This window comes from Kordiimonas lipolytica (genome assembly GCF_001550065.1).
This window is the reverse complement of record NZ_LRUB01000011.1, coordinates 236,464-263,462: the sequence shown is the minus strand read 5'-3', so window position 1 is coordinate 263,462 and position 26,999 is coordinate 236,464. Positions and strand designations below refer to the sequence as shown.

The 26,999-nt window shown below is 55.7% G+C and carries 28 protein-coding genes; 11 read left to right on the top strand and 17 right to left on the bottom strand.

Going from position 1 to position 26,999, the window contains the following annotated elements:
- Window positions 1–3: 3 nt before the first annotated feature.
- Genes KORM41_RS05760 through KORM41_RS05750 form a run of 3 tightly spaced genes read right to left on the bottom strand, consistent with a single transcriptional unit; the run spans window position 4 to window position 2,920 of the window.
- On the bottom strand, window positions 4–669 hold the full coding sequence (locus KORM41_RS05760; protein ID WP_068145892.1) for a P-loop NTPase family protein: 666 nt from the start codon (window positions 667–669) through the stop codon (window positions 4–6).
- 33 nt (window positions 670–702) lie between these two features.
- Window positions 703–1,773, bottom strand: a complete 1,071-nt coding sequence (locus KORM41_RS05755) for an AI-2E family transporter (RefSeq protein ID WP_068145889.1) — start codon at window positions 1,771–1,773, stop codon at window positions 703–705.
- Window positions 1,774–1,798: 25 nt separating this feature from the next.
- Entirely contained in the window at window positions 1,799–2,920 is a 1,122-nt protein-coding gene (locus KORM41_RS05750; RefSeq protein WP_068145886.1) for a DUF2066 domain-containing protein, read from the bottom strand.
- A gap of 165 nt (window positions 2,921–3,085) precedes the next feature.
- Between KORM41_RS05750 and purM the strand changes: the two genes are divergently transcribed.
- Together purM and purN are read left to right on the top strand one after the other, a co-directional pair.
- A complete protein-coding gene (purM, locus tag KORM41_RS05745) occupies window positions 3,086–4,198 on the top strand; it encodes a phosphoribosylformylglycinamidine cyclo-ligase (protein ID WP_068145883.1) in 1,113 nt (370 codons plus the stop codon).
- A 3-nt stretch (window positions 4,199–4,201) separates the two neighbouring features.
- Window positions 4,202–4,852 carry a phosphoribosylglycinamide formyltransferase gene (purN, locus tag KORM41_RS05740; protein WP_068145880.1) on the top strand — a complete coding sequence of 217 codons (651 nt, stop codon included), beginning with the start codon at window positions 4,202–4,204 and terminating at the stop codon, window positions 4,850–4,852.
- An 18-nt stretch (window positions 4,853–4,870) separates the two neighbouring features.
- On the opposite strand, the gene KORM41_RS05735 is transcribed toward purN, so the two are convergent.
- From KORM41_RS05735 to ndk, 3 genes are all read right to left on the bottom strand, one after another.
- The gene (locus KORM41_RS05735) at window positions 4,871–5,374 is read right to left on the bottom strand and encodes a hypothetical protein (protein ID WP_068145877.1); all 504 of its coding nucleotides are present in this window, start codon (window positions 5,372–5,374) and stop codon (window positions 4,871–4,873) included.
- Window positions 5,375–5,457: 83 nt separating this feature from the next.
- A complete protein-coding gene (locus KORM41_RS21710; protein ID WP_068145872.1) occupies window positions 5,458–6,522 on the bottom strand; it encodes an EF-hand domain-containing protein in 1,065 nt (354 codons plus the stop codon).
- Between the two features lie 251 nt (window positions 6,523–6,773).
- Window positions 6,774–7,196, bottom strand: coding sequence for a nucleoside-diphosphate kinase (gene ndk, locus KORM41_RS05725; protein WP_068145870.1), 423 nt, complete (start codon window positions 7,194–7,196; stop codon window positions 6,774–6,776).
- Window positions 7,197–7,345: 149 nt separating this feature from the next.
- On the opposite strand from ndk, the gene KORM41_RS05720 reads away from it, so the two are divergent.
- Window positions 7,346–9,250: an ABC-F family ATP-binding cassette domain-containing protein gene (locus KORM41_RS05720; RefSeq protein ID WP_068146132.1), complete on the top strand. Its 1,905-nt coding sequence runs from the start codon at window positions 7,346–7,348 to the stop codon at window positions 9,248–9,250.
- Window positions 9,251–9,303: 53 nt separating this feature from the next.
- Window positions 9,304–10,158, top strand: coding sequence for a DUF417 family protein (locus KORM41_RS05715; RefSeq protein ID WP_068145866.1), 855 nt, complete (start codon window positions 9,304–9,306; stop codon window positions 10,156–10,158).
- On the opposite strand, the gene KORM41_RS05710 is transcribed toward KORM41_RS05715, so the two are convergent.
- The 4 genes from KORM41_RS05710 to KORM41_RS05695 form a co-directional block, all read right to left on the bottom strand.
- A complete protein-coding gene (locus KORM41_RS05710; protein WP_068145860.1) occupies window positions 10,082–10,957 on the bottom strand; it encodes an alpha/beta hydrolase in 876 nt (291 codons plus the stop codon). The two genes, KORM41_RS05715 and KORM41_RS05710, sit on opposite strands and share 77 nt — an antisense overlap.
- 122 nt (window positions 10,958–11,079) lie before the next feature.
- Window positions 11,080–11,541 carry a GNAT family N-acetyltransferase gene (locus KORM41_RS05705; RefSeq protein ID WP_082719778.1) on the bottom strand — a complete coding sequence of 154 codons (462 nt, stop codon included), beginning with the start codon at window positions 11,539–11,541 and terminating at the stop codon, window positions 11,080–11,082.
- Window positions 11,538–11,987, bottom strand: coding sequence for a DNA polymerase III subunit chi (locus KORM41_RS05700; RefSeq protein ID WP_068145858.1), 450 nt, complete (start codon window positions 11,985–11,987; stop codon window positions 11,538–11,540). Before KORM41_RS05700 ends, KORM41_RS05705 begins: the two co-directional genes overlap by 4 nt.
- 5 nt (window positions 11,988–11,992) lie before the next feature.
- Complete coding sequence (locus KORM41_RS05695; protein ID WP_068145857.1) at window positions 11,993–13,453, bottom strand: leucyl aminopeptidase; 1,461 nt, start codon at window positions 13,451–13,453, stop codon at window positions 11,993–11,995.
- 278 nt (window positions 13,454–13,731) lie between these two features.
- Here KORM41_RS05695 and KORM41_RS05690 point away from each other — a divergent pair, with 278 nt between their 5' ends.
- The 4 genes from KORM41_RS05690 (at window position 13,732) to rsmA (ending at window position 19,185) form a co-directional block, all read left to right on the top strand.
- Window positions 13,732–15,912: an LPS-assembly protein LptD gene (locus KORM41_RS05690; protein ID WP_068145853.1), complete on the top strand. Its 2,181-nt coding sequence runs from the start codon at window positions 13,732–13,734 to the stop codon at window positions 15,910–15,912.
- A gap of 99 nt (window positions 15,913–16,011) precedes the next feature.
- Window positions 16,012–17,298 (top strand): peptidylprolyl isomerase, encoded by a 1,287-nt coding sequence (locus tag KORM41_RS05685; protein WP_082719776.1) that lies wholly within the window; start codon window positions 16,012–16,014, stop codon window positions 17,296–17,298.
- A 13-nt stretch (window positions 17,299–17,311) separates the two neighbouring features.
- Window positions 17,312–18,328, top strand: a complete 1,017-nt coding sequence (gene pdxA, locus KORM41_RS05680; RefSeq protein ID WP_068145848.1) for a 4-hydroxythreonine-4-phosphate dehydrogenase PdxA — start codon at window positions 17,312–17,314, stop codon at window positions 18,326–18,328.
- Window positions 18,325–19,185, top strand: coding sequence for a 16S rRNA (adenine(1518)-N(6)/adenine(1519)-N(6))-dimethyltransferase RsmA (rsmA, locus tag KORM41_RS05675; RefSeq protein ID WP_068145844.1), 861 nt, complete (start codon window positions 18,325–18,327; stop codon window positions 19,183–19,185). The genes pdxA and rsmA overlap by 4 nt, the downstream gene beginning before the upstream one ends.
- 16 nt (window positions 19,186–19,201) lie before the next feature.
- Here the strand turns inward: rsmA and gmk are convergent, their stop codons facing one another.
- The 7 genes from gmk to fabD form a co-directional block, all read right to left on the bottom strand.
- Window positions 19,202–19,819: a guanylate kinase gene (gmk, locus tag KORM41_RS05670; protein ID WP_231727161.1), complete on the bottom strand. Its 618-nt coding sequence runs from the start codon at window positions 19,817–19,819 to the stop codon at window positions 19,202–19,204.
- A gap of 67 nt (window positions 19,820–19,886) precedes the next feature.
- Entirely contained in the window at window positions 19,887–20,774 is an 888-nt protein-coding gene (locus tag KORM41_RS05665) for a YicC/YloC family endoribonuclease (RefSeq protein ID WP_068145839.1), read from the bottom strand.
- A gap of 87 nt (window positions 20,775–20,861) precedes the next feature.
- Window positions 20,862–21,767: an endolytic transglycosylase MltG gene (mltG, locus tag KORM41_RS05660; protein WP_197420981.1), complete on the bottom strand. Its 906-nt coding sequence runs from the start codon at window positions 21,765–21,767 to the stop codon at window positions 20,862–20,864.
- A gap of 143 nt (window positions 21,768–21,910) precedes the next feature.
- Window positions 21,911–23,182, bottom strand: coding sequence for a beta-ketoacyl-ACP synthase II (gene fabF, locus KORM41_RS05655; RefSeq protein WP_068145832.1), 1,272 nt, complete (start codon window positions 23,180–23,182; stop codon window positions 21,911–21,913).
- Window positions 23,183–23,291: 109 nt separating this feature from the next.
- Window positions 23,292–23,525 (bottom strand): acyl carrier protein, encoded by a 234-nt coding sequence (locus tag KORM41_RS05650; RefSeq protein ID WP_068145829.1) that lies wholly within the window; start codon window positions 23,523–23,525, stop codon window positions 23,292–23,294.
- 196 nt (window positions 23,526–23,721) lie between these two features.
- Window positions 23,722–24,459, bottom strand: a complete 738-nt coding sequence (gene fabG, locus KORM41_RS05645; protein ID WP_068145827.1) for a 3-oxoacyl-[acyl-carrier-protein] reductase — start codon at window positions 24,457–24,459, stop codon at window positions 23,722–23,724.
- A 20-nt stretch (window positions 24,460–24,479) separates the two neighbouring features.
- A complete protein-coding gene (gene fabD / locus KORM41_RS05640) occupies window positions 24,480–25,418 on the bottom strand; it encodes an ACP S-malonyltransferase (protein ID WP_068145825.1) in 939 nt (312 codons plus the stop codon).
- Between the two features lie 242 nt (window positions 25,419–25,660).
- Between fabD and rpsF the strand changes: the two genes are divergently transcribed.
- The 3 genes from rpsF to rplI are packed head-to-tail and all read left to right on the top strand — an operon-like array spanning window position 25,661 to window position 26,940.
- The gene (rpsF, locus tag KORM41_RS05635; protein WP_068145822.1) at window positions 25,661–26,068 is read left to right on the top strand and encodes a 30S ribosomal protein S6; all 408 of its coding nucleotides are present in this window, start codon (window positions 25,661–25,663) and stop codon (window positions 26,066–26,068) included.
- Window positions 26,068–26,298, top strand: a complete 231-nt coding sequence (gene rpsR / locus KORM41_RS05630; RefSeq protein WP_068145818.1) for a 30S ribosomal protein S18 — start codon at window positions 26,068–26,070, stop codon at window positions 26,296–26,298. The genes rpsF and rpsR overlap by 1 nt, the downstream gene beginning before the upstream one ends.
- Before the next feature lie 24 nt (window positions 26,299–26,322).
- Window positions 26,323–26,940, top strand: coding sequence for a 50S ribosomal protein L9 (gene rplI, locus KORM41_RS05625; protein WP_068145815.1), 618 nt, complete (start codon window positions 26,323–26,325; stop codon window positions 26,938–26,940).
- Window positions 26,941–26,999 lie beyond the last annotated feature (59 nt).

Sequence of the window (26,999 nt, the reverse complement as noted above, 5' to 3'; positions counted from 1 at the left end):
TTATCAGTCCGATAGTGCCTCGAGGCAAGTTTTAGCCAATGCCTTGCTGATTTTCCGCTTATCGGCGAGTGCATTCCGGTCGATTGCGTCCACCAGATCCTTTGCTGCGGTAAAGGACCGCTCAATCCGCCTGATAATATAATCAACCACTGCAAGATCAACCTGTAACTGCCTGTCAGAAAACAGCTTTACCAAAAGGACCATCAGCAGATGGTCGTCTGGCTCCCTGATTTCCGCAACCGGCATTGTCGCCAGGCGGGACCGTAGGTCCGGCAAGGATACATCCCATAAATTCGGCGCCGCCCGGCCCGTCAGCAACAGATATCCGCCCGTTTCCTTGGCCCAGTTGAATAGGTGAAACAGGGTTTCATCCTTGCGGTCCGGCGCGTCTGCGCCGTCCACTAAAACATTGCTGCCGGGTGGGATAGTGCCCACTTCATCCGCGGCATTGACCTCTAACGCCTCAGCGCGCTTCGCCCAAGCTTTGGCAAGATGGGTCTTGCCACTAGCCGCAGGCCCCACAAGCGCAATGGCATGATGCGGCCAATCTGGCCAGCCGTCGATCATGGCAAAAGCAGCTTCATTTGACGCAGACACGATAAAATCCGCCATTTCAAAGCTGGGCTTGTGCGGTAGCTCAAGCGGTATTTGTTTTGCCTGTTTTACCATTCCAAATCCTCAAAACTCATCACTCTTCCGGGCTTATTCTTTTGCGCTGACAGGCGCGATGGCCTCTGCTATCCCGTGGTGCTCCAAATATACGTCGATCCAGTACCGTACCAGCACCGCTATTGCGGCGGCTGCCGGGACGGCGATCAGAACGCCCACAAAACCCATCACTTCACCGCCCGCGAACACCGCAAACAGAACCCACACAGGGTGCAGGCCAACACGGTCCCCGATCAGCTTCGGTGTGAGGAACGAGCCTTCAATGACCTGAACCACCAGGAACACACTGGCCACCAGGGCCAGCTGCACAGGGTCCATGCCCCACTGCCCGACACCCATTGCAACTGCAACCGCCGCTGCGAACAAAGCGCCCACGAACGGCACAATGGACATAACGCCCGCTAGAACGCCAAGGAGAATTGCAAAATCCAGCCCGACGGCAGACCAGCCAATGGCATACAGAATACCCATGATTGTGCTGACCATCAGTTGTCCACGCACGAAACCGGCCAGAACAGTATCAACATTCGTGGCCAAAGCACGCACCACTTCACTGCCGGAAGGCGGCAGCCAGCTATCCACCTTAGCAACCAGCAAGTCCCAGTCCCTAAGCAGATAGAATGCGACGACGGGAGAAATCAGCATCAGGGACAGGATGTTGAACACCGCCAGTCCGCTTTTCAGAATACTGCCCGCGCCGTCCTTGACACGCGCGAGCAACTCATCGCTGAAGGAGGCCAACATACTATCTACATCGCCAGCAACATCCTGTCCGAACCTGTCGCTGAGCGTCTGCAATACATCGTTTAGCCATGGCCTGAGGCCCGCCAGCGTTTGTGGCAGGCTTTTGGAAATGGCAGCAATCTGCGACTGCAGGATCGGCCAGAAAGCCAGCACAACGCCGACAATCACAAGGAAGAACACGGCAATCACAAGGCCCGCAGCCGCACCGCGCGGTACCTTTAAGGCTTCCAGTCGGTCAGCGATCGGGTCAAGGAAATAGGCCACGGCCAGACCGGCCAGGAACGGTAACATGACGCCTTTTGTCAGATAGATAAACAGCACGACAACGGCTGTTGAGCCGATCCAGAACCATTTGTTCATTGTGTCCCCCTCGTCTTATTCAGGCCTATTGGTCTGCCTCTTCGCCTCTCAGGGCCAGCAGCTGAGAGTCTCCATAGGTGCTGAGCGCCAGGCCCGCGTACCTGAGAGCCAGCACGAGCTGATCTTCCCGGCCGGTATAGCGGAACTGTACTCGGCTGAACGGCAGTCCGATTTCAAGCTGTTCCACATCCCCCACCAGGCTGACGTCGGACAGTCTGGACATCACTTGATTGTATGCCCCAAGCTCAGTTGATGAAACCATCACATCGAGTACACCGCCCTGCCCGGTGTCGACCAACAACTGCGCGCGCCACGCGCTGTCGATCTCATCCAGTGCCGCCTCATACATGGCGGCAATTGCACTTTCTTCGCCTGCCGCGCTGACAATGCTTCCCTCGCCAACGATATTGCCGTCGGTGTTGAGGAAGCGGTAGTCGAGCACACCGCCCCTACCGGGCTCCATATGCCAGCGGGAGGAAAGGATGAGCGCAGAGCGCACATCATAAAGGCGGGCAAGTGCAAGCACATCCCGCGGCTCCAAATGGGCGACCTCTTCATAGGTCAGTCGGGCCCGTTCCTTCATTTCTCCGCGCGGGAAAACATATTGCCGGATGCGGTTCAGCCAGTCGACCCGCGACCGCGCAGCGGCAAGCGTGGCGTCCTCTTCCCACAAAAGGTCTTCTAATCCACGGCTATGGGCATGCACCACAAGAATACCGCGCCCTGTGCCAAGCACATGCGGTACCTTGTACTGGGCCAGAAACTGGCTGACCAGGCCGGGCTCAAACCGCACATCCAGCGTGGCAAGATAGCGCCGGGAAGATGATTGCTCCTCCACTACCTCAATGCCGCTGATCATGGCCTGAATTTCCCGGGCGCTGAGTGTCGGCAGCTTGTCGCGGCCTTCAGGCTGGGTCAATTTCCCAAGCAGTTTCTCATACGCAAGCTGTTCCGCCTTGGCGAGAGCCACGCGCCGGGCTTCGCTTGCGCGACTGGCCGTTTCATCGACTTTAACCGCCTGAATGGTGAAAAGGCGATCGAGCGGATCTTCCTTTTCCTGCGCCCATGCAGCAACACTTGCCGCGAAAACGCCAGCCAATGCTGCAAAAATACAGAAAAGACGGTTATTTCCCAAAAGCTTGCGCATAAATACTTTCATAACTGATCCGGCGCCACTATAACGCGCTTGAAATCAAATGCCATAGGGTCTTAGGCTTGCAATCAAATTAGCCCAATTTGTGGCCACCCGCTGGATGAAATCATAGAATGGCGCCCATGCAACAAGGCGTCAGAAACGCTTGGAAGACGAAACGTGAGCGCCCAAAAAGACCAGAACGATTCATACACCTATAAGCAGGCTGGCGTGGACATCGACGCCGGTGAGGCTCTTGTTGAGAACATCAAGCCACTGGCGGCTTCCACCCGCCGTTCTGGCGCCGACGCGTCTCTGGGCGGCTTTGGCGGCCTTTTTGACCTCAAGGCCGCAGGCTTCAATGACCCGATCCTCGTAGCCGCAAATGACGGCGTGGGCACCAAGCTGAAGGTTGCCATCGACGCTGGCATTCATGACACAGTGGGCATTGACCTTGTCGCCATGTGCGTGAACGATCTGGTGGTCCAGGGCGCTGAACCCTTGCTGTTCCTTGATTATATGGCAACAGGACACCTTGATGTCGCGCAGATGACTGACGTGGTGGCTGGCATTGCTGAAGGCTGCCGCCAGGCCGGTTGCGCTCTCATCGGCGGTGAAACGGCTGAAATGCCGGGTATGTACCAGGGCGGCGACTATGACCTCGCAGGCTTCAGCGTGGGCGCCGCGGAACGGGGCACCCTTCTGGATGGCTCCACAGTTGCCGAAGGTGACGTGCTTTTGGGGCTGGCATCTAACGGCACACATTCGAACGGCTATTCCCTGATCCGCCGGATCGTTGAAGACAAAGGCCACAAGTATTCTGACGCATCCGGCTTCGGCGCTGGTACGCTGGGCGAAGAACTGCTGGCGCCAACCAAGATTTATGTCAAAAGCTGCCTCGCGGCTGTGAAGGCCGGCTACGCCAAGGCCTTCTCCCACATTACTGGCGGCGGTTTCCTTGAGAACATCCCACGCGTCATGCCAAGGGACACGCTGGCTGAAGTCTACACCGGCACATGGGAACTGCCTGGCGTGTTTAACTGGCTGCGCGAGCAAGGCAACATCAAGGCATCTGAAATGTCCCGCACCTTCAACTGCGGCATCGGCATGGTTGTTGTTGTGGCGGCAGAGCACGCAGACGCGGCGAAGGCCCTGCTGGAAGAGCATGGTGAAACGGTCTACACCGTCGGCCACATCACCAAAGGCGACGGCAAGCCGAAATGCCGCGTGAGCGGGAAAGCCGGCACCTGGGGCGCAGACGCTGACTGGTCCGCCATCACAGGCGAAGGATAAGGCATGGCTAAACTACGTCTTGGTGTAATGATTTCTGGCAGCGGCACGAACCTGCAGGCGTTGATTGACGCCTGCTCAGGCCCGGATTACCCAGCGGAAATCATGGTCGTTATCTCAAACCGCCCAGGTGTACGCGGGCTGGAGCGTGCCGAACAGGCTGGTCTCAAGGCGGTAACGATTGATCACAAGGCTTATGAGGACAAAGAGACGTTCGAAGACGCCCTGCATGATTGCCTGAGCGAGCATAATGTAGAACTTGTCTGCCTTGCAGGCTTTATGCGGCTTCTTACATCCGGCTTCGTCAACCGCTGGCGCGACCGCATGATCAATATCCACCCGTCCCTGCTGCCGTCCTACAAGGGGCTGCACACCCATGCCCGCGCGCTCGAAGACGGTGTTCGCTTTGCTGGTTGCACCATCCATTATGTGCGCCCGGAAATGGATAATGGCCCGATCATCATGCAGGCGGCTATCCCGATTGATGCGGATGAGACCGAAGAAAGCCTGATCGCCAAGACGCTGACCTATGAGCACAAGATGTACCCGGCTGCCGTTAAGCTGATTGCACAGGGCAAGGTAAGGGTCGCTGGTAATAAGGTGGCCTTCAAGGACACTGACATGGGCGATACAGGCATCATCAGCCCGCTGCCCTAAAGCACTGTTATAATAGGATTATTCGAAGACCGTCTCGACCCTGACAGGCGGTCTTTTTCGTTTGCCATGCACGATCAAATGGGCAATCCAGCCATTCAGAAGTGTGATCATCGCAAAATAGCCAAGAAAGTACACGTCCCGAACATACAGGGCCTTTGCAGCAACATCGCCATCTGTAATCACGATTAGCATGACAAGGAATGCCAGAAAGCTAGCCAGAATATAGGCTGGCTTGGAAAAGCGAGGGAATTTAGAAATCCCGTATCCTAGAGGCACCCCCAATACCATCATTAAAACAAGTCCAGTAACACCGACGCCTAGCGATATACTGAATAGCGTTTCAGCCTCCAGAAAGAAGCCAGCGATGAGGTTTATACTGCTAGGCTCAAGTTCGGTCTGGCCTAGCAAAACAATCAGATTGCTGATCAGCCAGTAGAACAAGCCTACAACAGTTGCAGACCCAAGAGGAGCGACAAACCCCGCCAAAATCGCTCGTTTCCAATGCCAATCGTGCTCGTACATCTGTCGCTGTTCCTCCCACAATGCCAACCTTGCCCCAAAATGAGGCAATTATTGGGGCAAGAGGCGATCGAGAAGCGTTTTTGTTAGTCGCCAATAAAATCCCCCAATCCGCGATTGTACCATGCGACAAATTCGGCGAAATCAAGTGAGCCGCTGCCATCCAGATCAAGTCGGTCGAAATGCTTCGGCTGGGGTGCAATAGCGCCACCCGGAAATTCCCCAATCATGAAGCGTTTTAATTTTTCAGCCTTGATGAAGAGCCGCCCTTGCGGGTTGGTGGAGTTCGGATTCTTACAAGCCTCTGGCAACTCGCCCCATACAGTATTTGTGGTGTCATTCTGCAGCGTTGCGTTCTTCCCTCGCCACACGCTAACATCTTCCTTTGTCTCGTCATAGGTCAGCAGTCCATCGCCATCTGCATCTTTCAGCATGAAGTCACGCTGGATTTCATAAAGTACCGGAATGCGTTTGCTTTGCCCAAGTTCGGTCAGGGTCAATTGGTTGTCTGCATTGGTATCGAGCTCAAGGAACTCCCGGGCGCGTTGTGTGTCGCCGATCTCACCAAGCGCCTGGAAACAAGTTTGCGCCAAGCCTTCCCGATGTAATGCTCGGGCATCTTCGGTTGGGATAATGACACCGACCCCAACCTTCATCATCACAGTCTCGCCTTCCGTGCCCAAACCATCGGAAACTGTTCCTCGGCTTACTATGCTTTTGACAAACTCATCTTGGGTCAAACGCTCGTCACCGTTGGTATCGCTTTTGTCGAAATAGAGATGTAACAGCGGGTTTTCCTGCTCCCACCCCGCAGCCATCATGCGGCTAAAGGCTTGGTTTGCCTTGAGTAATTCACTATGTGACGCCGTCAGGCGATCATTTTGCTCTAGGGACGAAATTGCAACATAGGTTGCGCCTACGGCTGCGATACAGGACGCGAACAGCGCGCCATACAGCCAATGCCTGCGCCCCCGTGAGAAGCCGCCACGATCCAGATAAACGTCAATGGCACACCTTAGCACCTCGCTTGCCGTTCGCTCGTCTGCCTTACAGGCATCCATGAACTGCTGCTTGGTTTCATGAGGCACCCTGATCTCGATGGCTTCAGATTTCTTTTCAGGCCGCGTCATCTCTTCATTCTGCTTCGACATTCAAATTCCCCCAAATTTCCAGAAGGTTAGTTCAGTGAGCCAATGAAAGGAACGCTAATGTTGCCCTGGACTACAATCACGTATTTTCCTGCCGAGAACATTCCATAATCGTGTCCTGGCAGCCTGAAGCTCCTGTCCGGACATGGCCAAAAGCTGTCCAAAACGAAAAAGGGCCGCCCAAATGGACGACCCTTCTATTGCAGGAAACCCTGCGTGCCCAGTTAGCTCCCAGGCAGAATTCTTGTGGCTGATTAGCCTACGATCTCGTTGCCAGAGAAGAACTGAGCAATCTCGATCGCTGCGTTTTCTTCGCTGTCGGAACCGTGTACGGAGTTTTCACCGATGGACAGAGCGAATTCTTTACGAACGGTGCCTTCCGCAGCTTCAGCTGGGTTGGTGGCGCCCATTACTTCACGGTGCTTCAGAACGGCGTTCTCGCCTTCCAGCACCTGAACAACAACAGGAGCGGACGTCATGAACTCAACCAGTTCGCCGAAGAAAGGACGCTCAGCGTGAACAGCGTAGAAAGTTTTCGCTTGGTCTTCAGTCATGCGGATACGCTTCTGAGCAACAATGCGCAGGCCGTTTTTCTCGAAAATGGCGTTGATCGCACCGGTCAGGTTACGGTTGGTTGCGTCTGGTTTAATGATGGAAAAAGTACGTTGCACAGCCATGTGACTATCCCTTTAAAAAGTGGGGTTGAACTTGATTCGCGCGCCTTATAGCACAAACGAGGGCAAAGCCAAGCTTTGTCTGTGCCTGAGTGCCATCATGGCGCTGTATGGCGTTGCCTTTGCCCCTGCCCTGTGATACCTCGCCTGCCATGTTACACATCAACGACATAACCTACCGGATCGGCAACCGTGTCCTCTTTGAGGAAGCGACCGTTGGCGTGCCCGCCGGGCACAAGGTTGGTTTTGTCGGCCGGAATGGTGTCGGTAAGTCCACACTTCTCAAGATGATCCTTGGTGAGCTCAGCCCCGAAGCGGGCGAGATCAAGGTTCGGCCGACGGCGCGGGTCGGTCATGTGGGCCAGGAAGCGCCAGACGGGCCTGAAAGCCTGCTTCAGACGGTGCTGATGTCCAACAAGGAACTCACGGCCCTGCAAGCCGAGGCCGAAACTGCAACAGACCCGCACCGCATTGCAGAGATACACACACGGCTCGCTGACATTGGCGCGCATACCGCAGAAGCGCGCGCAGCCACAATCCTCTCGGGCCTAGGCTTTGATGAAGAAGCACAGGCGCGGCCGTGCCAGAGCTATTCAGGCGGTTGGCGTATGCGTGTGGCGCTGGCGTGCGTGCTCTTTAACGAGCCAGACCTGCTTCTCTTGGACGAGCCGACCAACTATCTCGACCTTGAAGGGGTGATGTGGCTTGAGAATTTCCTCAAGAACTATCCCTATACCGTGCTGATTGTCAGCCACGACCGCGACCTGTTGAACAAGGCCGTGACACACATCGTGCACCTGGAGAACCAGAAGCTGAATATCTATACCGGCGGCTATGACCGGTTCGAGGAGTTGAGGCGCGAGCAGATGGAACGCCAGATGGCGCTGAAGTCCAAGCAGGAAGCCGAACGCCGCCATATCCAGAGCTTCGTGGACCGTTTCAAGGCAAAGGCATCAAAGGCCAAACAGGCCCAAAGCCGGATCAAGGCGCTTGAGCGCATGAAGCCCATCGCCACCATGGTCGAGGAACACACGGTTCCATTCCAGTTTCCAAAGCCTGATCCGCTCTCGTCGCCGCTGATCGCGCTGGAGGGTGTTAGTGTTGGTTATGAGGCCGATAAGCCGATCCTGAAAAATCTTGAGCTCCGGATCGATATGGATGACCGTATCGCCCTTCTGGGCGCGAACGGTAACGGCAAATCCACCTTCGCAAAGTTGCTCGCTGAAAAGCTGACACCGATGGACGGCAGCATGCGCCGCCCCCGGAAGCTTACCGTTGGTTATTTCGCCCAGCATCAATTGGACGAGCTGATGCCGAAGGCCAGCCCCTTTGACCATCTGGCGAAGCTGATGCCCGATGCGATCGAGGCCAAGGTACGCGCGCGGCTTGGCTCATTCGGATTCGGCATTGAGAAAGCGGACAGGCCGGTGGAATCACTGTCTGGTGGCGAAAAGGCGCGCCTGATGTTCGCGCTGGCCACCTTCCACGCGCCGCAGCTTCTGATTCTCGACGAGCCCACCAACCACCTGGATGTGGACAGCCGCGAGGCCCTTATCCATGCGGTAAATGATTATGACGGCGCCGTTCTTCTGATCAGCCACGACCGCCATCTGGTGGAAGCCTGCGTCGACCGGCTCTGGATCGTTGAAAAAGGCGATGTAAAGCGTTTTGAGGGCGATCTCGAAGACTATAAGCAGCATCTATTGAAGGAACGCTCAGGCGAGCGATCTGAAAAGCGCGGGCAAAAGCCTGACAATCAGAAGAAGACCGCACGGCAGAATGCGGCTGAGCTCCGCCGCCAGCTGGCACCCTATCGCCGCAAGGTCGAAAAGGCTGAAGCGGCGCTCGAAAAGCTGCTGGCCGACAAGGAGAAGGTAGACAACCGCCTCGCTGACCCGCGGCTTTATGAGCCCGGCCAGGAGGACAAGGTGACCAAACTGTCAAAAATGGCCGCGGACCTTACAGCCCAGATTTCCGACGCCGAAGACGCCTGGATGGCAGCAGAGGAAGCTTTCACGGAAGCTCAAGAAGCCGTTATGGGCGAAAGCGCCGCTTGACGCCCTTCCCCATCTTCTGCTTACTGCAGGCAATCTGAGGGGAGCCTTTAACCATGACCAGTATCTTCAACCGCCTGCGCCCGGGCGCACAATTCACAGACCTTTTCGTTACGCTGTCGCTGGCGACTGTGCTGATCTGGTTTGGCCTGATGAATATCTCGGGCGCATCTGAAAGCGTGGTTGCCGGTTGGCTGGATGCCCATCCACTCCTGTCCAGGTTCGGTTTCTATAACCACGAGATCACAATTGGCCTCGGCTGCCTTCAGGCTCTGTCGGGCTTGCTGATCGTGCTGCATTCCGTACCAGAACGCGTGAAGCGCTACGCATACTGGTTCGTTGTTGCGATGTCGGCTTTTTCCCTGACACTGCTTTTTACCAACCCAGTCTGGATGAAAAGCCTTGGCGGTTTCCCAGCCATCGGTTCGGGTCAGGGCCTGATCAAATATATCGCCATCGGCGGCCTGGCCCTTTGGCGGTTACGTGTGCCGCACGCAAGCACTGTCATGCTGGTTGGGCTGATCGTCGTCCTTGGCTGGATCGGCGGCATGAAGTTCACCATTCCCGAAGCTGACGGTATCGCGCCGCTATTGAAAACCAGTCCGGTGTTCAACTGGTGGCTGCCGGTTTACTTCAGCAAGATGGGCGCGTCCTATGTGATCGGCGTTACTGAACTTGTTACCGTCTTGCTGCTGACCGGCTATTGGTGGAACAGGCATGCCTTTATGGGCGGCCTTGCATTTGCCGCCATGACCTTCATCGTCACGCTCAGCTTCATGGTGACCTTCAGCTACACATGGCACGGCGGCATGGGCGGTTTCCCATACTTGACGTCTAGCGGGCAGTTTCTGCTGAAAGACCTGCTGCTGCTGGCTGCCTGCTGCGTTCTGGGGAGCCGCTCGCAAACGTAATGCCCCAGCGGGCCCTGATATCCGACCGCACATCCTCCCGCCACGGAAGATCATAATGGGTGCCCCCCGGCACAGTCACAAAGCTGTCGTCCGCGCCAAGAACCGCCTTTAGCGCCTTCCCGGACTGATAGTCGATGATCTGGTCGTTCGTGCCGTGATAGATCACAATGTGCCCACTGGCCCTGGCCAGCTTCTGGTCATTCCGAAGTGGGTATTCAGAAAGAAGCTCAATTGGCAGGAAGGGATAGCGGCGCTCAGCTACATCAATCACGGATTTCATCGGAGCGAACAAAATGGTGTCACGCACGTCCCGGACAGCCGATACATGGCTGGCGAACGTGGTACCCATGGAATAGCCAAACACACGCACATCCCTGCCTTGGTATTGCTCAGCCGCCCAGTCGTACCAGGCTTCTGCGTCCGAAAGAAGCGCGGCCTCTGAAAGCACGCCGCGGCTCTTGCCGAAACCCCGATAATCCATTGAAAGCACGTCAAACCCCAGCTCAAGGAATGGTTCGGCGATCTCTTCCGACCAGGCAATATTACCCATATTGCCCTTGTAATAAATCACCACGCCACGCGCTGGCGTGGACGTCTTGAACAGGACACCATGCAGCGTTGCGCCCCCTTGTCCCTCAAGCCGAACTTCTTCATGCGGCGTGTTGAACGCATAAATATGCCCGTCAGGGACGGGCGCGAAGTGGAACATCAGCTTTTCTTGATAGTGGTAGATGGCAGCAGCCAGCCCCACATACAGGAAGACGGCGACGGACGATACTCTGGCAACTGCTTTCAACATAGGACACACTACTCTCTGCTTGAGGGTTCAAACGTGTCCTCCCCTTCAGTGTCAGGATAGTGCCTATCGGTAAAGAAACTGTAACCTGATGGCTGCAATGTGCGCCCAATGGCCCTACGCTATTAGCCGTATAATGCCTTGTATATCTCGGGAGAGAGCTTTTCCATCAACCGGTCGGGTTTAGCGGGTTCAGAGAAGCCAAACTTACGGTACAGAGCGTGCATATCGGCCGTAGCCAGCATGATGCGCCGAAGGCCCTGGAGTTCAGGATGCCCCATGATCACTTCCATCAACCAGACACCCAAGCCATTACCGCGCTCGCTTTCGTCAATATAAACGTCGGCAAGGTAGGCGAAGGTTGCCTTGTCCGTGATCATGCGGGCGCATCCCACCTGCCCTTTGTCGGTATGAAATAAGCCGAATGCCAGTGAATTGGTAAAGCCCTTTACGACCGTCTCCATAGGAATCCCTTGAGACCAATAGGCATTAGACAGCCAGCTGTGAACCTTTGGAAAGTCGAAATCGATGATATTGGTGCAAATATGGTAAGGCAACTTGTCGTGCTTGACACAGAAATCGCTCACGCCTTTTGCTCCCAACCGCCCTGCTCCCGCTGCTGCCAATAAGACATTTCTATACCCTTGTCCTTGAATGCCTTCCAGTCGGCCCGGGCTTCGGCAACAATGCCTTCATCCCGGCCATCGAACATATAGAGGCACCGCTCATAGGCATCCATGTCAGGGCATTTGACAGCGTCGATCAACACCAGGATTTTGGCGTCGTTCGGGTTTTCGTCAGCAGTTGTCAGATAGATCGGCTGCTCCGACGGATCGTGGCAACCTTCCTTGTCATGGGGAATAAAGCTTGCGGGATCGTAATCCCACAAGACCTTGTCGATGGTGTCCATCAGGCCCTTGCCGGGCAGCTTGACCACGGCGTTCTGACCCGTCTCATACACCTTGGCCATCAGCTGGGGCAAAGCTTGCTCCAGCGTCTGGCGTTGCAGGTGATAGAAACGGATCTCCGCCATGCGTTCTAACCTTCGTGGTTATCTGCGACGAACTTGTCCAGAAGGCGCACTCCGTAACCGGTACCGCCTTTCTCAGACAGCGGCAGGTCCTTATCGGACCAGACAGTCCCGGCGATATCGATATGACACCATGGAACATCGTTAGTGAAACGCTTCAGGAACTGTGCTGCGGTAATGGAACCAGCGCCTCGGCCGCCGATATTCTTCATGTCAGCGGTTGGGCAATCGATCAGCTTGTCATAGTTCTTGTGAAGCGGCAGGCGCCAAACCTTGTCACCAGTATCAGCGCCAGCTTTCGACAGGCCTTCAGCGAGATCGTCACTATCGGTAAAGATACCGGCGTGCTCGTGACCAAGGGAGATGATCATCGCGCCAGTCAGTGTGGCAAGGTCGATCATGAACTTCGGCTTGTAGCGGTCCTGACAGTACCAGATGGCATCTGCAAGCACCAAGCGGCCTTCGGCGTCCGTGTTCAGGACTTCGATGGTCTGGCCGGACATGGACGTAACCACGTCACCGGGCCGCTGCGCATTGCCGGAAGGCATGTTTTCAACAAGGCCCACGATGCCAACAGCATTCACTTTCGCCTTGCGGCCAGCCAGTGCTTTCATCAGACCAACGACCGTTCCGGCGCCGCCCATGTCCCATTTCATCATGTCCATGCCTTCGCCGGGCTTCAGCGAGATACCACCGGTATCGAACGTCACGCCCTTGCCAACGAAAGCGATGGGCTGCTCATCCTTATCAGCACCGTTCCAGCGCATGATGGCAAGTTTGGATTCCTTTTCGGACCCTTGGCCAACGGCCAGCAGCGCGCCCATGCCAAGCTTGGCCATTTCAGCCTCACCAAGGACTTCCACATCAATCCCGTCTGCGGACAGTTCCTGGATGCGCTCTGCAAAGCTTTCTGGGTGAAGCGTGTTGCCAGGCTCTGACACCAAATCACGCGTCAGGAAAACACCGTCCACCACAGCCTTTCGGCCAGCGAACGCGTCTGCAGCTTTTGCGTCAGCTGTTGCCACAACCACTTTCTTCAAAGTCGGTTTCTTGGCTTCAGGTTCCTTTGTGCGGTATTTGTCAAACCGGTAGGAGCGCAGAAGTGCGCCCTCTGCAATAGCGGCTGCATCAAAGCCTTCCGCAATAATTGTCGCTGTGTCGCTGCCCGAGCCCAGAAGCCCTGCCGCTGCCGCGCCGCCGAGCTCGACCATATCCAGCGCTTTCATCCCATCTTTTTTTCCCAGTCCCAGAAGCAGTACCCGCTCAGCGTCCAGGCCAGCAGGAGCAATCACCTGCAGTTTCTGGCCATTACCGCCAGTAAAGCGGGAAGACTTCATGGCTTTTGTCAGGGCGCCACCGGCGGCTTTGTCAGCCTCGGCTGCAAGCCCGGAAAGCTCTTTGTCCTTCTCAACCAGAAACACCACGGCGCCTGATGCTGGCAGATCCAATGCAGAAAACTCGATTTGCATGGGGAAATCCTCTTTTTGCTTTTCTTTCTTTGCGGCCGCACACGGTGAATATCTGTGGTGCCGCCCTCCCCCAACCTAATGCCTTGTCTTGGTTTCAGTTGCAAGCATCGCTCGCGAAATCGCCACATTTTTGAGAAAGATACAGGTCGTAGCATGTTTTTCCGTCAGCGGGTGATCAGAAAAGCCGCAAGGTCGTTGCGATAATGGGCCACACCAGCTATCAAGGCTCAAACAGTTTAGGGTGGGAAACTCCAGCAGTGTCAATTCAGTCGGCTTTCATGAACGGTCTCGCGGCAGCATGCCTTTTAGGTTCGACCGCCCTCACTACGCCCGCTCTTGCGCAGGACATCGTAAAACCTGGCGAAACAGTGGAATTCGAGGCTGATCAAATCAGCTATGATGCCGACACCGGTGAGATTGTTGCGCTAGGCCAAGTTCTTCTGAAGCGCGACGGCTATACCTTGAAAGCCGGCGAAATCCGCTACAATGAAAAGACCGGTGAAGCAGAGGCGTCTGGCGCAGTAGAGCTTGTTGCACCGAACGGTGACCGTATCCTGGCCCCGCATATTAGCCTGAGCGACTCGCTCAAACGTGCTTTCGTCGAAGATATTCGGCTAATCATGTCAGACGGCGCGCAGGTCGCTGCAGCGAGCGGCGAGCGTAACGACAACGAGACAACGCTTGAGAAAGCCGTCTACAGCCCCTGTAAGGTATGCGCCGACGGCAGCGGAAAACAGCCCTTGTGGCAACTCAAGGCCGTCAGGGTAACCCACGACCGGGAAAAACGCCGACTGTACTATAAGGATGCCACGCTCGAGATTTTAGGTATACCGGTTTTCTGGACGCCCTACTTCTCGCACCCCGATCCCACGGTTGATCGTGCCAGCGGCCTGCTTCCGATGGATATCCAAACAACCCGAAACCTTGGGTTCGTTATCGGCATTCCCTACTATCACGTCTTCAGCGACAGCAGCGATGCCACCATCACTCCAACATACACGTCGAAAGAAGGACTGCTTCTTGAAGGCGAGTATCGCCAGCACCTTGGTTTCGGCCAGTTCGAAGTTGATGGCAGCATTACCCACACGGACAAGCGGGACGACATCACCAACCTGCCAACTGGCAGCAAGGAATTCCGCGGACATATAGGTTCAGAAGGCCAGTTCAATCATTCAAAACGCTGGCGGTCCACCTATCGCCTCAACTGGGCATCAGATGATACTTACCTGCGCCGCTACGATATATCTGATGCCGATACGCTGATCAGCGAATATTTGCTGGAAGGCTTTTATGGACGATCATATGTGTCTGCCCGCACAATCGGGTTTCAGGGTCTGCGCATCGAGGATATTGCCGGTAAAACTGCCTTTGCGCTGCCACTTATTGACGCCGAATATATTCCAAACTTCAAGCCACTAGGCGGCACCGTGAAGCTACGCGGTAATGCGCTTGCCCTGCACCGTACAGACGGCCTGGACACCCAGCGGGTATCGCTGTCTGCCAACTGGCAGCGGCGTTGGATCACGCCCAAGGGCTTTGTGATCGATGCTGACGCATTGGTGCGCACTGACGCCTATAATCTGGACGATGCCAATGAACCGGATGATGTTGCATTCGCAGGCACCTTCGGTAGCGCGTCGGGAAGCGAATGGCGCAATCTTGCCCGCATCACCGGCACGGTGACCTGGCCGCTGGTGAAATTCACCGAGAACGGTTCACATACTTTGGAACCTATCGCGGAAATCACCGTTTCGCCCCGCCGCGGCACACCCGATAATATCGTAAACGAAGACAGCCGCGCGTTTGAGTTGAATGACCTGAACCTGTTTTCGGCCGAACGCGCCTCGGGCTATGACCTATGGGAGGAAGGCAGCCGCCTGACCTATGGACTCCGATGGCGGTATGATGGCACCGACTGGTCCACCGATGTGATGGTCGGTCAAAGCTGGCGCCTCAGCGGCACCGACCTTGTCTTTGCAGACGGGGCCGGCCTTGAAGGTGATGTATCGGACTTTGTCGGTCGGACGCTGATTACCTACAAGAACTGGCTTGATTTCGAACATCGCTACCGCCTGGACGAACAGTCCTTCGCGGTGCGGCGCAACGAGATCAACGTCTCAATGGCAGATGAAAAGCGCGGGCTCACCGTCGGCTACCTAAAACTGGATAGGGACCTGAACTTCATCAACCGCGAAGACCGCGAAGAAATCCGCGCCAGCGCCTTCTACCAAATTAAGGAAAACTGGCGGCTCAGTGGTGGTTTCACCCACCGTTTGACTGGCGCAACTATTGACGGCGTCACCGAGGATTCTGGTGGGGTTGAATATGACGTTGGGGTGTCCTACACCAATGAATGTATCGATCTAGGCCTAACGGTGCGCAAGACCTTCACGCGTGACCGTGACGTCGAGCCGGGAACGTCCATTCTGTTCCGGCTTAAATTAAAGAATTTGGGCTAGTGCATTAGGGTAAAACCGTCTAAAAGGCTAGCTTGTTGGGGAGCCCAATCGGGGCGGAACGAACTTTTTTATACATTGAAGAGACAGCAAAGTTTGGGCATGGCGAGAGTATTGAATACAGCAAAAAATTGGGTGCAGCGTACAATCATGGGGGCAAGCGTGGCACTTTTGGCCGCAACAGCCACCTATGGCCAGCAGCCCATTAACAGCATCGAAGTTCTCGTCAATGACGAACCGATTTCCAGCTTCGACATCAACCAGCGCCTTCGCCTTGTGATCGCTGTATCCGGCGGTGTCCAGTCCGAGCAGGAGTTCCTGAAAGTACGGGAACAAGTTATTCAGTCCATGGTGGACGAGCGCCTGCAGCTTCAGGAAGCCGCCACAGTGGAACTTGAAATCCCTGATGCCCAACTGGAAGAGTTCTTCGCTCGCCGGGCTCAAGGACTTGGTCAGTCCCCAGAACAGTTTGGACAGGCTCTTGCCGGGATCGGTTCCAGCAAACAAACCATGCTGGACCAGATGGAAGCAGAACTTGCGTGGTCCCAGTTGGTTCAAGGACGTCTTGGGTCCTTCGTCAGTGTCTCGGATGAAGAAGTTGAAGCCTATATCCAGCGTATCTACGACAACCGAGGCAAGTTTGAATACCGCCTTGCAGAGATTGTTCTGCTGGTGGATTCAACCGAGCAGGAAGCAGCGGTCAAAGCCAATGCCGAAGAGCTTGTCTCCCGTATTCGCGGCGGCGCCTCCTTCCCGGCCATTGCTCAGCAGCTTTCCGCGTCGTCTACCGCAGCGGTGGGCGGCGATATTGGCTGGATCGTGGCAGATGATCTTGATGGCCCCTACCAGACAGCCGTTGAAGAAGTAAGTGTGGGCGACGTTGCATCGCCTATCCGGACGCCAGGTGGTTACCTGATTCTCGCGGTTCGTGATCGTCGTCGTATTCTGACAGCCGACCCTCTGGATACACAGTTTTCCCTGCGCCAGCTTCACCTGACCGCTGAAAAACTGCAGGATGATGAGGCTGTTGCCAAGTTCAAGGGCGTTGCCGAAAACCTGCACACCCGCGAAACCACTTGTGGCCAGGTTCAGCAGTTGGCGACGGAGGCCGGCGCTGACGGGCCGGTCGAGATTGGCGTTCTGCGTCTTCGCGATCTACAGGGCCAGCTGCGTAGCGCTGTTGAAAGCGCTGAAATCGGCAGTGCCAGCGAATTGATGGAAATGGAAGATGGCCTCCGCGTTCTGTTCGTTTGTGACCGACAGGAACCACAAGTGCAGGAACCGGATTTCGATGCTGTCTATAACCAGTTGGAACAGCAGCGCCTGTCCATGATGGGCCGCCGCTACCTGCGTGACCTGCGTCGCGACGCCATTATCGACTACCGTTAATCGGACAAAACCAATGTCAGACAATCAGGCTTCCCAATCGGATACACGGCCGCTGGCCGTCACCATGGGGGAGCCTGCAGGCGTAGGGCCAGAGCTGATCGCGCGCCTTTGGCGCGACCGAGAATCATTGAGCTTGCCACCATTCCTTTATGTCGGCGCTGTTGAAGCTTTGCGCGTAGCGGACCCGGACTTGCCCCTTCAGCCTGTCTCCCTTGCCAAAGAAGCGCGTGATGCTTTCTCCTGCGCCCTTCCTGTGATCGACGTCAGCCTGTCTGAGCCGGTTAAGCTGGGCGAATTGAATCCAGCAAACGGGCCAGCCGTTGTTGGTGCGATTGACGCAGCATGTGATCTTGCCCTTAAAGGCGAGGTCAGCGCTATTGTTACTGCGCCAATCCATAAGGCCGCGCTGTATAAGGCGGGATTCACAGCGCCAGGGCATACAGAATATCTCGCGCGGCGCTGCGGCATGGTTGACACCGCCTCTGTAATGATGCTTGCAGCCCAGGACCTGCGCGTGGTGCCCGTGACTATTCATATTGCGCTCAAGGACGTGCCTAAAACCTTGACAGCCGATGCTATCATTCATGCCGGCATGGTAACCGACCATGACCTGAAAACCCGGTTTGGCATTGAAAAGCCACGTATCGCCGTGGCTGGGCTCAACCCGCACGCTGGCGAAGACGGCGCCATGGGCATGGAGGAGGCCACCCACATCACGCCCGCTATCTGGGCGCTTCGGGATGAAGGCGTGGATGTGACCGGTCCCCTGCCCGCCGACACGCTGTTTCACGCGGAAGCGCGCGCACGCTTTGACGCCGTTCTCTGCATGTATCACGATCAGGCCCTGATCCCGCTTAAGACGCTGGATTTCTGGGGGGGCGTGAATATCACGCTTGGCCTACCGATCATCCGCACGTCACCTGACCACGGCACGGCGCTTCAGCTTGCCGGTACGGGCGAAGCACGGACCGAAAGCATGCTCGCGGCGATCCGCAAAGCTGCTGAAATGGCCGAGAAAGCTGCGTCATGACCGATACGCTTCCACCCCTGCGCGACGTGATCCGCGAATACGACTTGCGCGCCAAAAAGTCTTTCGGCCAGAATTTCCTGCTGGACCTGAACCTGACCCGCAAGATTGCCCGAATTCCCGGCGATATTAGCGACAGCGTGATCTATGAAGTGGGCCCCGGCCCCGGCGGACTGACCCGTGGCTTGCTCGCCGAGGGCGCCAAACGCGTCGTCGCGGTCGAGATGGACCCCCGCTGCCTCGACGCGCTGGCAGACATATCAGCCGCCTATGACGGTCGCCTGACCGTGCATCAGGGGGATGCCCTAAAGATGGACGAACAGGAACTTCTGGCCCCAAAAGAAGGTGAGAAAATGCGCATCGCGTCCAACCTTCCCTATAACGTGGGAACACTGCTGCTGATCAAGTGGCTAACGCTTGATGAATGGAAGCCCTGGTTTACCTCACTCACGCTGATGTTCCAGCGAGAAGTCGCTGACCGTATCGTCGCCCAGCCGCGCACCAAGGCCTATGGGCGACTCTCCGTCCTGGCGCAATGGCGCGGCAAGGTACGGATCGCGCTTAATGTGCCCGCAGCGGCCTTTACGCCGCCACCCAAGGTCGCAAGTGCTGTCATCCATTATGAGCCAACCGAGCCAATCGATCCGGAGGTAAAGCTGAAAGATCTTGAACTGGTAGTCGAAAAAGCCTTCGGCCAGCGCCGCAAGATGCTGCGGGCCAGCCTGAAATCTCTGCCAGTAAATGCGCAGGAACTGTTGGCGATGGCAGAGATTGAAGAAACAAAGCGGGCCGAGGACTTGCCGGTGGAAGATTTTGTCCGCCTGGCAAAGTGCTATGGCGCGATGAAATCAAATCCTTAATAGGTAAAGCTGATACCTATTCCACGTCCCTGTTGGCTCGTTCGTCCATCAAACCACGGACAAATTCAGACATGCCAGGACGACGTTCACGGCGGTAGCGTTCAGCCCGGACAATAGCCTTGAGGTCTGCGTATGTTTCCTCAAGGTCGTCATTCACCAGAACATAGTCATATTCCGCCCAGTGGCTGATTTCGCTCTCGGCTTTTGCCATCCGCGCTGCGATCGTTTCAGCACTGTCTTGCCCGCGGCTTTTAAGGCGACTTTCCAGCGACGAAATAGACGGCGGAAGGATAAAAATTCGAACAAGGTCGATTGCTTTGGAACTGGACATCAGCTGCTGTGTGCCCTGCCAATCAATATCGAAAATCACGTCCTTGCCCCACAACAGTGCTTGTTCTACGGGCTCTCGCGGCGTGCCATATTTGTTACCAAACACCGTCGCATACTCAAGAAGCTTGTCGTCTTCGACCATCTCATCAAACCGCTCGTGGCTCATGAAATAATAGTCTTTGCCGTCCACTTCCCCGGGGCGTGGTTCACGGGTGGTCGCAGAAACAGACATCACCACGTCCTTGTCGTCTTGTAACAAGCGACGTGTAAGCGTGGTTTTCCCGGCACCTGATGGCGACGACATGACAAGCATAAGCCCCCGACGGCTATGGACAGACTTGTGTGGCATTCATCCCTCTAATATTCTGTTTTTATTCAATATTTTGTATCTGCTCACGGAACTGATCAATCAGTGCCTTAAGCTCAAGGCCTATTTGCGTCAGGGCGGTGTCGCTGGATTTGGAACACAAGGTGTTGGCTTCCCGGTTGAATTCCTGACACAGGAAATCCAGCTTGCGCCCCACTGGCTTATCGCTTGCGAGCAGTGCGCTCGCTTCAACCACATGGCTGTCCAGTCGGTCAAGTTCTTCCTGCACGTCAGCCTTGACTGCCATCGTGGCCAGTTCCTGCGCAATGCGGTCTTCCGGTACCGGCTTATCAATACTCTCAAGCTTTGCCAGTTGCTGACGGAAACGTGTGTGCATGGCCTCCAGCCGGTCACCGGACACGGCACGGGCCTCGGTGGCCAGTCGTGCTATATCCGCCAACTGCGTTTCCAGAATGGTGCCCATGCGCGCGCCCTCGTCTGCGCGGGCAGCCTTCAAATCTGCCACGACAGCTTTGAGGTCTGTCAGCAGCACACCTTCAAGCGCTGTGCGCTCTTCTTCTGTCATGTCGCGGGATGTGAGGTCCACCACGCCTTTGATGGACAAAAGCCCATCAATGCTGGCCTTCTCCACCCCCGGCACGTCTGCGAAGCGCGATGCGACGTCAATCAGCGCCTGAAGGCGTTCTTCATTCACCACGAAGCTGGCATCGTCGCCGTCGCGTTCAACATTCAAGCTGATATAGACGGACCCACGGGCGAGCATGCCGGATACGGCTTTCTTGATGGCCAGGTCAAAACCGTCAAGGAAGGATGGCAGCTTGGCGCGTACCTCAAGCCCCTTGTTGTTGACGCTTTTGACTTCCCAGTTCCAGCGAAACCCAACGTCTGCGCCGGCCCCACGGGCAAATCCTGTCATGCTGTTAAGCGGCATATACTGCTCCTAATGGCTCCTCAGGGGCTGCACTATAATGCCCCGAGCGCCAATGGGCAGCCCTAATTTGTCGTTTAGTGGAATTTCCTACCGTGAGTCGCGTTCAATCTGGCGCCAACGCGCCACGTTGCGGTTGTGTTCGTCCAGAGTGCTTGCAAAAGCGTGGCCGCCAGTACCATCCGCTACAAAGTAAAGGTATGGCACATCAGCCGGATTCATAACAGCTTTGATGGACTCCCTGCCCGGGTTGGCTATGGCCGTCGGCGGCAGGCCGGACACGCGGTAGGTATTATAGGGCGTCATGGCCCTTAGGTCGGCCCGGCTGATGGGACGGTCGAGCGCCGTACCGCCTGTGATGCCATATATAACTGTGGGGTCCGATTGCAGGCGCATGCCTTTTCTAAGCCTGTTGATGAACACAGCTGCCACAAGGGGGCGCTCGCTCGGTACAGCGGTCTCTTTTTCGACAATCGAAGCCATAACAAGCGCCTCCTCGACGGATGCAAACGGAAGGTCTGCGTCGCGCACTTCCCATGCCGCTAGCAACGCTTCTGTCATGGCATTTTTCATGCGTTCAACGACGGCCACGGCACGATCGCCCCGTTCATAGAAATAGGTATCAGGCAAAAGGCTGCCTTCGACCGGTGCCGTGAGCCCGTCAAGATCAAGGCCGTAGGCGCCCTTCAAAATATCCATCACTTCGGATACCGACTGCCCTTCAGGGATTACCAGCCGATGCAGGTACACGTCTCGCTTTCGAATCTGCGTAAGCGTTTGTTCAAGAGTTTGCCCGGGAAGCACTTCATACTCGCCAGAAAGCAGACTTCGGTCCATGCCTTTCAGGCGGACAATCAAATTGAAGTGCCAGGCTGCCCCTACAAGACCGACATCGTGAGCCAACCGGGAAACACGCTTCACCCCCATACCTGGCTCAATATACAGATACTGTGGTTCCGCGCGCAGGGAGGGTGTGTGCGCCAAATGGCGAACCATCCCTGCCCCCGTTGCTATTAAAACAACAAGAACACCAAGGCCCAGAATACAGGCATGAAAAAACCGGCTTTCGATCATGCCAAGCAGCCTATCAGGCAGCGCGCAATCTCAAAAGCCGGTCTTTAATTCTTCAAAGCGCTTAATCAGTCGCCGTTGTATTCCCGCATCACCAGCGACGCGTTAGTACCGCCGAAGCCAAAGCTGTTTGACAGTGCAGCCTTTACATTCCGCTCTTGCGCCTCAAGCGCCACAAGATCAATACCGTCGCAGCCCTCTGCCCGCTCATGCAGGTTCAGGGTTGGCGGCACCACATTGTCAGTGATGGACTTGATGCAGAAAATGGCCTCAACTGCGCCCGCAGCCCCAAGAAGGTGACCGATAGAGGACTTGGTAGAAGACATGGCAATCTTGTCGGCCGCGTCACCGAGCAGGCGCTTCACCGCACCGAATTCGATCGGGTCGCCGACCGGCGTGGAAGTGCCGTGAGCGTTAATATAATCCAGATCACCTGGCGCCATGCCGGCCCGCTTGAGTGCAGCTTCCATGGCGCGGTAACCACCGTTGCCATCTGGCGCTGGGGCTGTCACATGGTAGCCGTCACCGGACATGCCGTAACCAACGATCTCAGCATAGATTTTCGCGCCGCGCTTTTTCGCGTGTTCAAGTTCCTCAAGTACAACGACACCAGCGCCTTCACCCATAACGAAGCCGTCATGGCCCTTGTCCCAAGGGCGGGACGCGGCACTCGGATCGTCGTTGTAATGCGTAGACAATGCTTTCGCCTGACAGAAACCAGCATAGCCGATGCCGCAGATAGACGCCTCTGTGCCACCGGCAACCATTACGTCCGCGTCATCAAGCGCGATAATACGTGCAGCATCACCGATTGAGTGTGCGCCCGTTGAACACGCTGTTACAGCGGCGTGATTCGGGCCTTTGAAACCATACTTGATGGACACATTGCCCGACGCCAGGTTGATGATGGACCCTGCAATGAAGTGTGGGCTCACACGGCGAACGCCGCGCTCATGCAGCACGAGAGACGTGTCAGAAATCCAGCGCAGGCCACCAATGCCCGCACCGATCATGACACCCGTGCGCAGGCATTCTTCTTCCCCAGGCTCTTCCCAGCCGGCGTCGCGGACGGCCTGGATGGCTGCTGCCATGCCGAAGATGATAAAATTATCAACCCGGCGCTGATCTTTTGGCTCCATCCATTCGTCTGCGTTGAAAGTGTCGCCCGAGCCATCGCCCAGCTTCACTTCACAACCGATTTTGCAAGGGTAGCCTTCGGTATCGAACAAGGTCACCGGCCCAGCGCCAGAATGTCCCTCAATCAGTCGTTTCCAGGTGCCGTCTACGCTATCGGAAAGCGGAGACACCATACCCAAACCAGTAACAACGACACGTCTCATCGGTAATCCTTTATTTCTATCATTCAGCCCAAAGTCTGACAGAAAATGAAAAAGGGCAACAGCCTAACCAAGTGGCCCGGCCGTTGCCCTTTCTAATAGCAGATTCAGCTTAGGAATTCGCGCTAATAAAGTCGATAGCGTCTTTCACAGTCTGAATTTTTTCAGCTGCATCGTCCGGAATTTCAATACCGAACTCTTCTTCGAACGCCATAACCAGCTCAACGGTATCAAGGCTGTCAGCGCCCAGGTCGTCGATGAAGCTAGCTGTGTCGGTTACTTTATCTTCGTCAACACCCAGGTGCTCGACTACGATTTTTTTCACCTTATCGGCGATTTCGCTCATTGCTCTTTTCCTCGTTTTTAACCCGATAAAAAAAGGGGATTATCCCTTAATCAAAACCCCTTGTTGCGGAAATCCTAGCAATCTGAGCCAGATCGCCCGCATCGAGGGCGCTAGTAACACAGTTTCTTCCCTTTGAGAAGCCTCTGTTATGCTTTTGTCGCCGTAGCCACAAAATCGTGATTTGGGAAAATCCCAATTAAGTCATTGCCAGCCCGCCGTTCACGTGGAGCGTTTGGCCGGTAACATATTTTGCTTCTGGGCTCGCCAAATACAAGACCGCAGATGCAATATCTTCGGGCTCCCCTAGATCGCCAGATGGAATTCCACTGGTGATGGCAGCTTTTTGCTCGTCTGTGAGCACATCAGTCATTGGCGTGCCGATAAAGCCTGGCGCGACACAGTTCACTGTAATACCGCGGCTTGCGAGCTCTGCCGCCAATGCCTTGGACATGCCAATCATGCCCGCCTTTGACGCGCAATAGTTGGCCTGCCCCGGATTGCCGGTCACGCCAACGACGCTGGTGATATTCACCACACGGCCCCAACGAGACTTCATCATGCCCCGCATCAGCGCCTTGATAAGACGGAAGGATGATTCCAGGTTAACCTGCATCACGCTGTCCCAGTCGTCATCTTTCATGCGCATGGCCAGATTGTCTTTTGTGATACCAGCGTTATTGACCAGGATATCCACGCCGCCCATGGCTTCTGCAGCGTCCTTGGCAAGCTGATCGACGCTCGCACGATCAGAAAGGTTCGCTGCAATCACATGTACGCGATCGCCAAGCTCTGCTTTCAGTTCTTCAAGCTTTTCGGCACGTGTGCCGGAAATGGCCACTTCCGCGCCTGCAGCGTGCAGGCTTTTGGCAATCGCGGCACCAATGCCGCCGGTGGCGCCAGTTACAAGCGCCTTCTTGCCTTCAAGATTAAACATAATAACTCCCCTGACTGGCCTTAAAGCGATGCCGTGAAGGCTTCGATGTCGGCCGGATCCTGAATATTAGCTGTATTGAGGTCCCGGTCAATACGGCGCGCAAGGCCCGAAAGCACTTTGCCTGCACCGATCTCAACCATCTCTGTAATGCCAAGCGATCCCATGGACGCCACGCTTTCCCGCCAGCGCACAGCACCAGTAACCTGCTCAACGAGCAGATTGCGGATGCCGTCAGGCTCGCTCACCGGCGCTGCCAGTACGTTTGCGATCACAGGCACCACTGGGCGCTCAATGGTCACATCGGCAAGCGCAGCTTTCATTTCGTCAGCAGCAGGCGCCATCAAAGGGCAATGGAAGGGCGCGGATACCGGCAGCAGCAAGCCGCGTTTGGCGCCCTTAGCCTTGGCAATCTCAATCGCGCGCTCGACCGCAGCCTTGTGGCCTGAAACCACAATCTGACCGTCTGCGTTATCATTGGCTGCAACGACCACCTGGCCCTTGGCCGCTTCTTCTACAACTGCGTTTACGTCCTCAAGGCTGAGGCCCAGGATCGCAGCCATAGCCCCCTCGCCCACCGGCACAGCGCGCTGCATTGCCTGTCCGCGCAACTTCAACAGGCGGGCAGCATCAGCAACCGAGAAAGCTCCGGCTGCAGCCAGCGCTGAATATTCACCAAGCGAATGTCCAGCTACATGGCTTGCAAGCTCGCCCACTTTCAGGCCGCCGTCCTCAAGAACGCGGATTACCGCTAGCGAATGCGCCATCAGCGCCGGCTGGGTATTTTCCGTCAGGCGAAGATCGTCTTCCGGGCCTTCCCACATGATTTTGGAGAGATTTTGAGAAAGTGCATCGTTAACTTCCTCGAAAACTAGACGGGCTGGCTCAAACGCTTCAGCCAAAGATTTTCCCATGCCGACATACTGGCTGCCCTGGCCTGGGAATACGAGTGCGCGGGTCATTCATGAACCTCCGATTTGCCTCAAATCACAGGAGGGAATGGCACAGGCCGTAGCGGAATGGCAAGCCTTTAAGGCAAATAATTGCACCGGCCCAAGCTTTCCCTTGCTTTTGACCAGTTGCAGCGGTATAGAGGCCCGTCTCGAGTCTCGGGCTCAAGCCCTCAGGCACGGGATTTTGTTAAGGAAAGCTGGAGGCGCCCGTCAAAGCGGCTGGCGAACAATCAGCACTAAAGGAGCAAAACATGGCTTATTACGAGCATGTTTTCATTGCGCGTCAGGACATCACTGCGTCGCAAGTTGAAGGCATTACTGCCGACTTCTCCAAAATCATTGAGGAGAACGAAGGCAAGGTCGCAAAGACCGAATACTGGGGCCTTAAAAACCTCGCATACAAAATCAAAAAGAACCGCAAGGGTCACTATATTCTTATGAATCTGGACGCCCCTCACGCAGCGGTTGCTGAGATGGAGCGCCAGGCGCGCCTGCATGACGACGTTCTGCGTTTCATGACCATCCGCGTAGACGAGCTTGAGGAAGGTCAATCGATCGTTCTTCGCTCTAAAGCAGACAAAGAGCGCCGTGGCCCACGTGGTGAAGGCCGTGGTGACAATCGTGGTGAAGGCCGCGGTGACAAGAGGGAGGCACGCTAATGGCTGCTCGTCGTCCATTTTTCCGCCGTCGCAAAACCTGTCCGTTTTCCGGCGAAAACGCACAAACCATCGACTATAAAGGCGTAAAGCTGCTGCAGAAGTATGTTTCTGAGCGCGGCAAGATCGTCCCTTCCCGTATCACTGCCGTTTCTGCGAAGAAACAGCGTGAACTGGCGAAGGCGATCAAGCGCGCCCGTAACATCGCGCTGCTGCCGTTCATCGTTCAATAATCGCTCAATCCTAGGAGACATAAAATGGAAGTCATCCTGCTGGAACGTGTCGAGAAACTCGGCCAGATGGGCGAAATTGTTACCGTAAAGGACGGTTTTGCCCGTAACTTCCTGCTGCCGCAGAAGAAAGCCCTGCGCGCAACTGAAACCAACAAAGCAGCTTTTGAAGCTGACCGTGCCCGCCTGGAAGCAGAAAACCTTGAGCGCCGTAAAGACGCTGAAGCTGTTGCTTCGAAGATGGCTGGTCTGAAGGTTATCATGATCCGCGCTGCTGGCGAATCCGGCCAGCTGTACGGTTCTGTATCAAGCCGCGACATTGCTGATGCTGTTACTGAGGCTGGTGTAGCTATTAGCCGCGCACAGGTTGTTCTTGACCGCGCCATCAAAACTCTCGGCCTGCATGACGTTGTTATCCGTCTGCACCCAGAAGTTTCTGAAACTGTTGTTGTGAACATCGCGCGCTCTGCTGACGAAGCTGAGACTCAGTTCAACACCGGTTCTGCTGTTACCGCAAGCGACGCTGACGTTGAAGTTGTTGAAGAAGAAGTTGTTGAAGAACTCTTCGAAGACGAAGCGCCAGAAGAAGCAGTTGAAGAAGTTGCAGCTGCAGCCGACGAAACTGAAGAGGAAGTTGAAGCCTAATCGCTTCTCCCTCTCTGCAAAGTATGAAAAGGCGGGTCCCTGTGGCCCGCCTTTTTCAT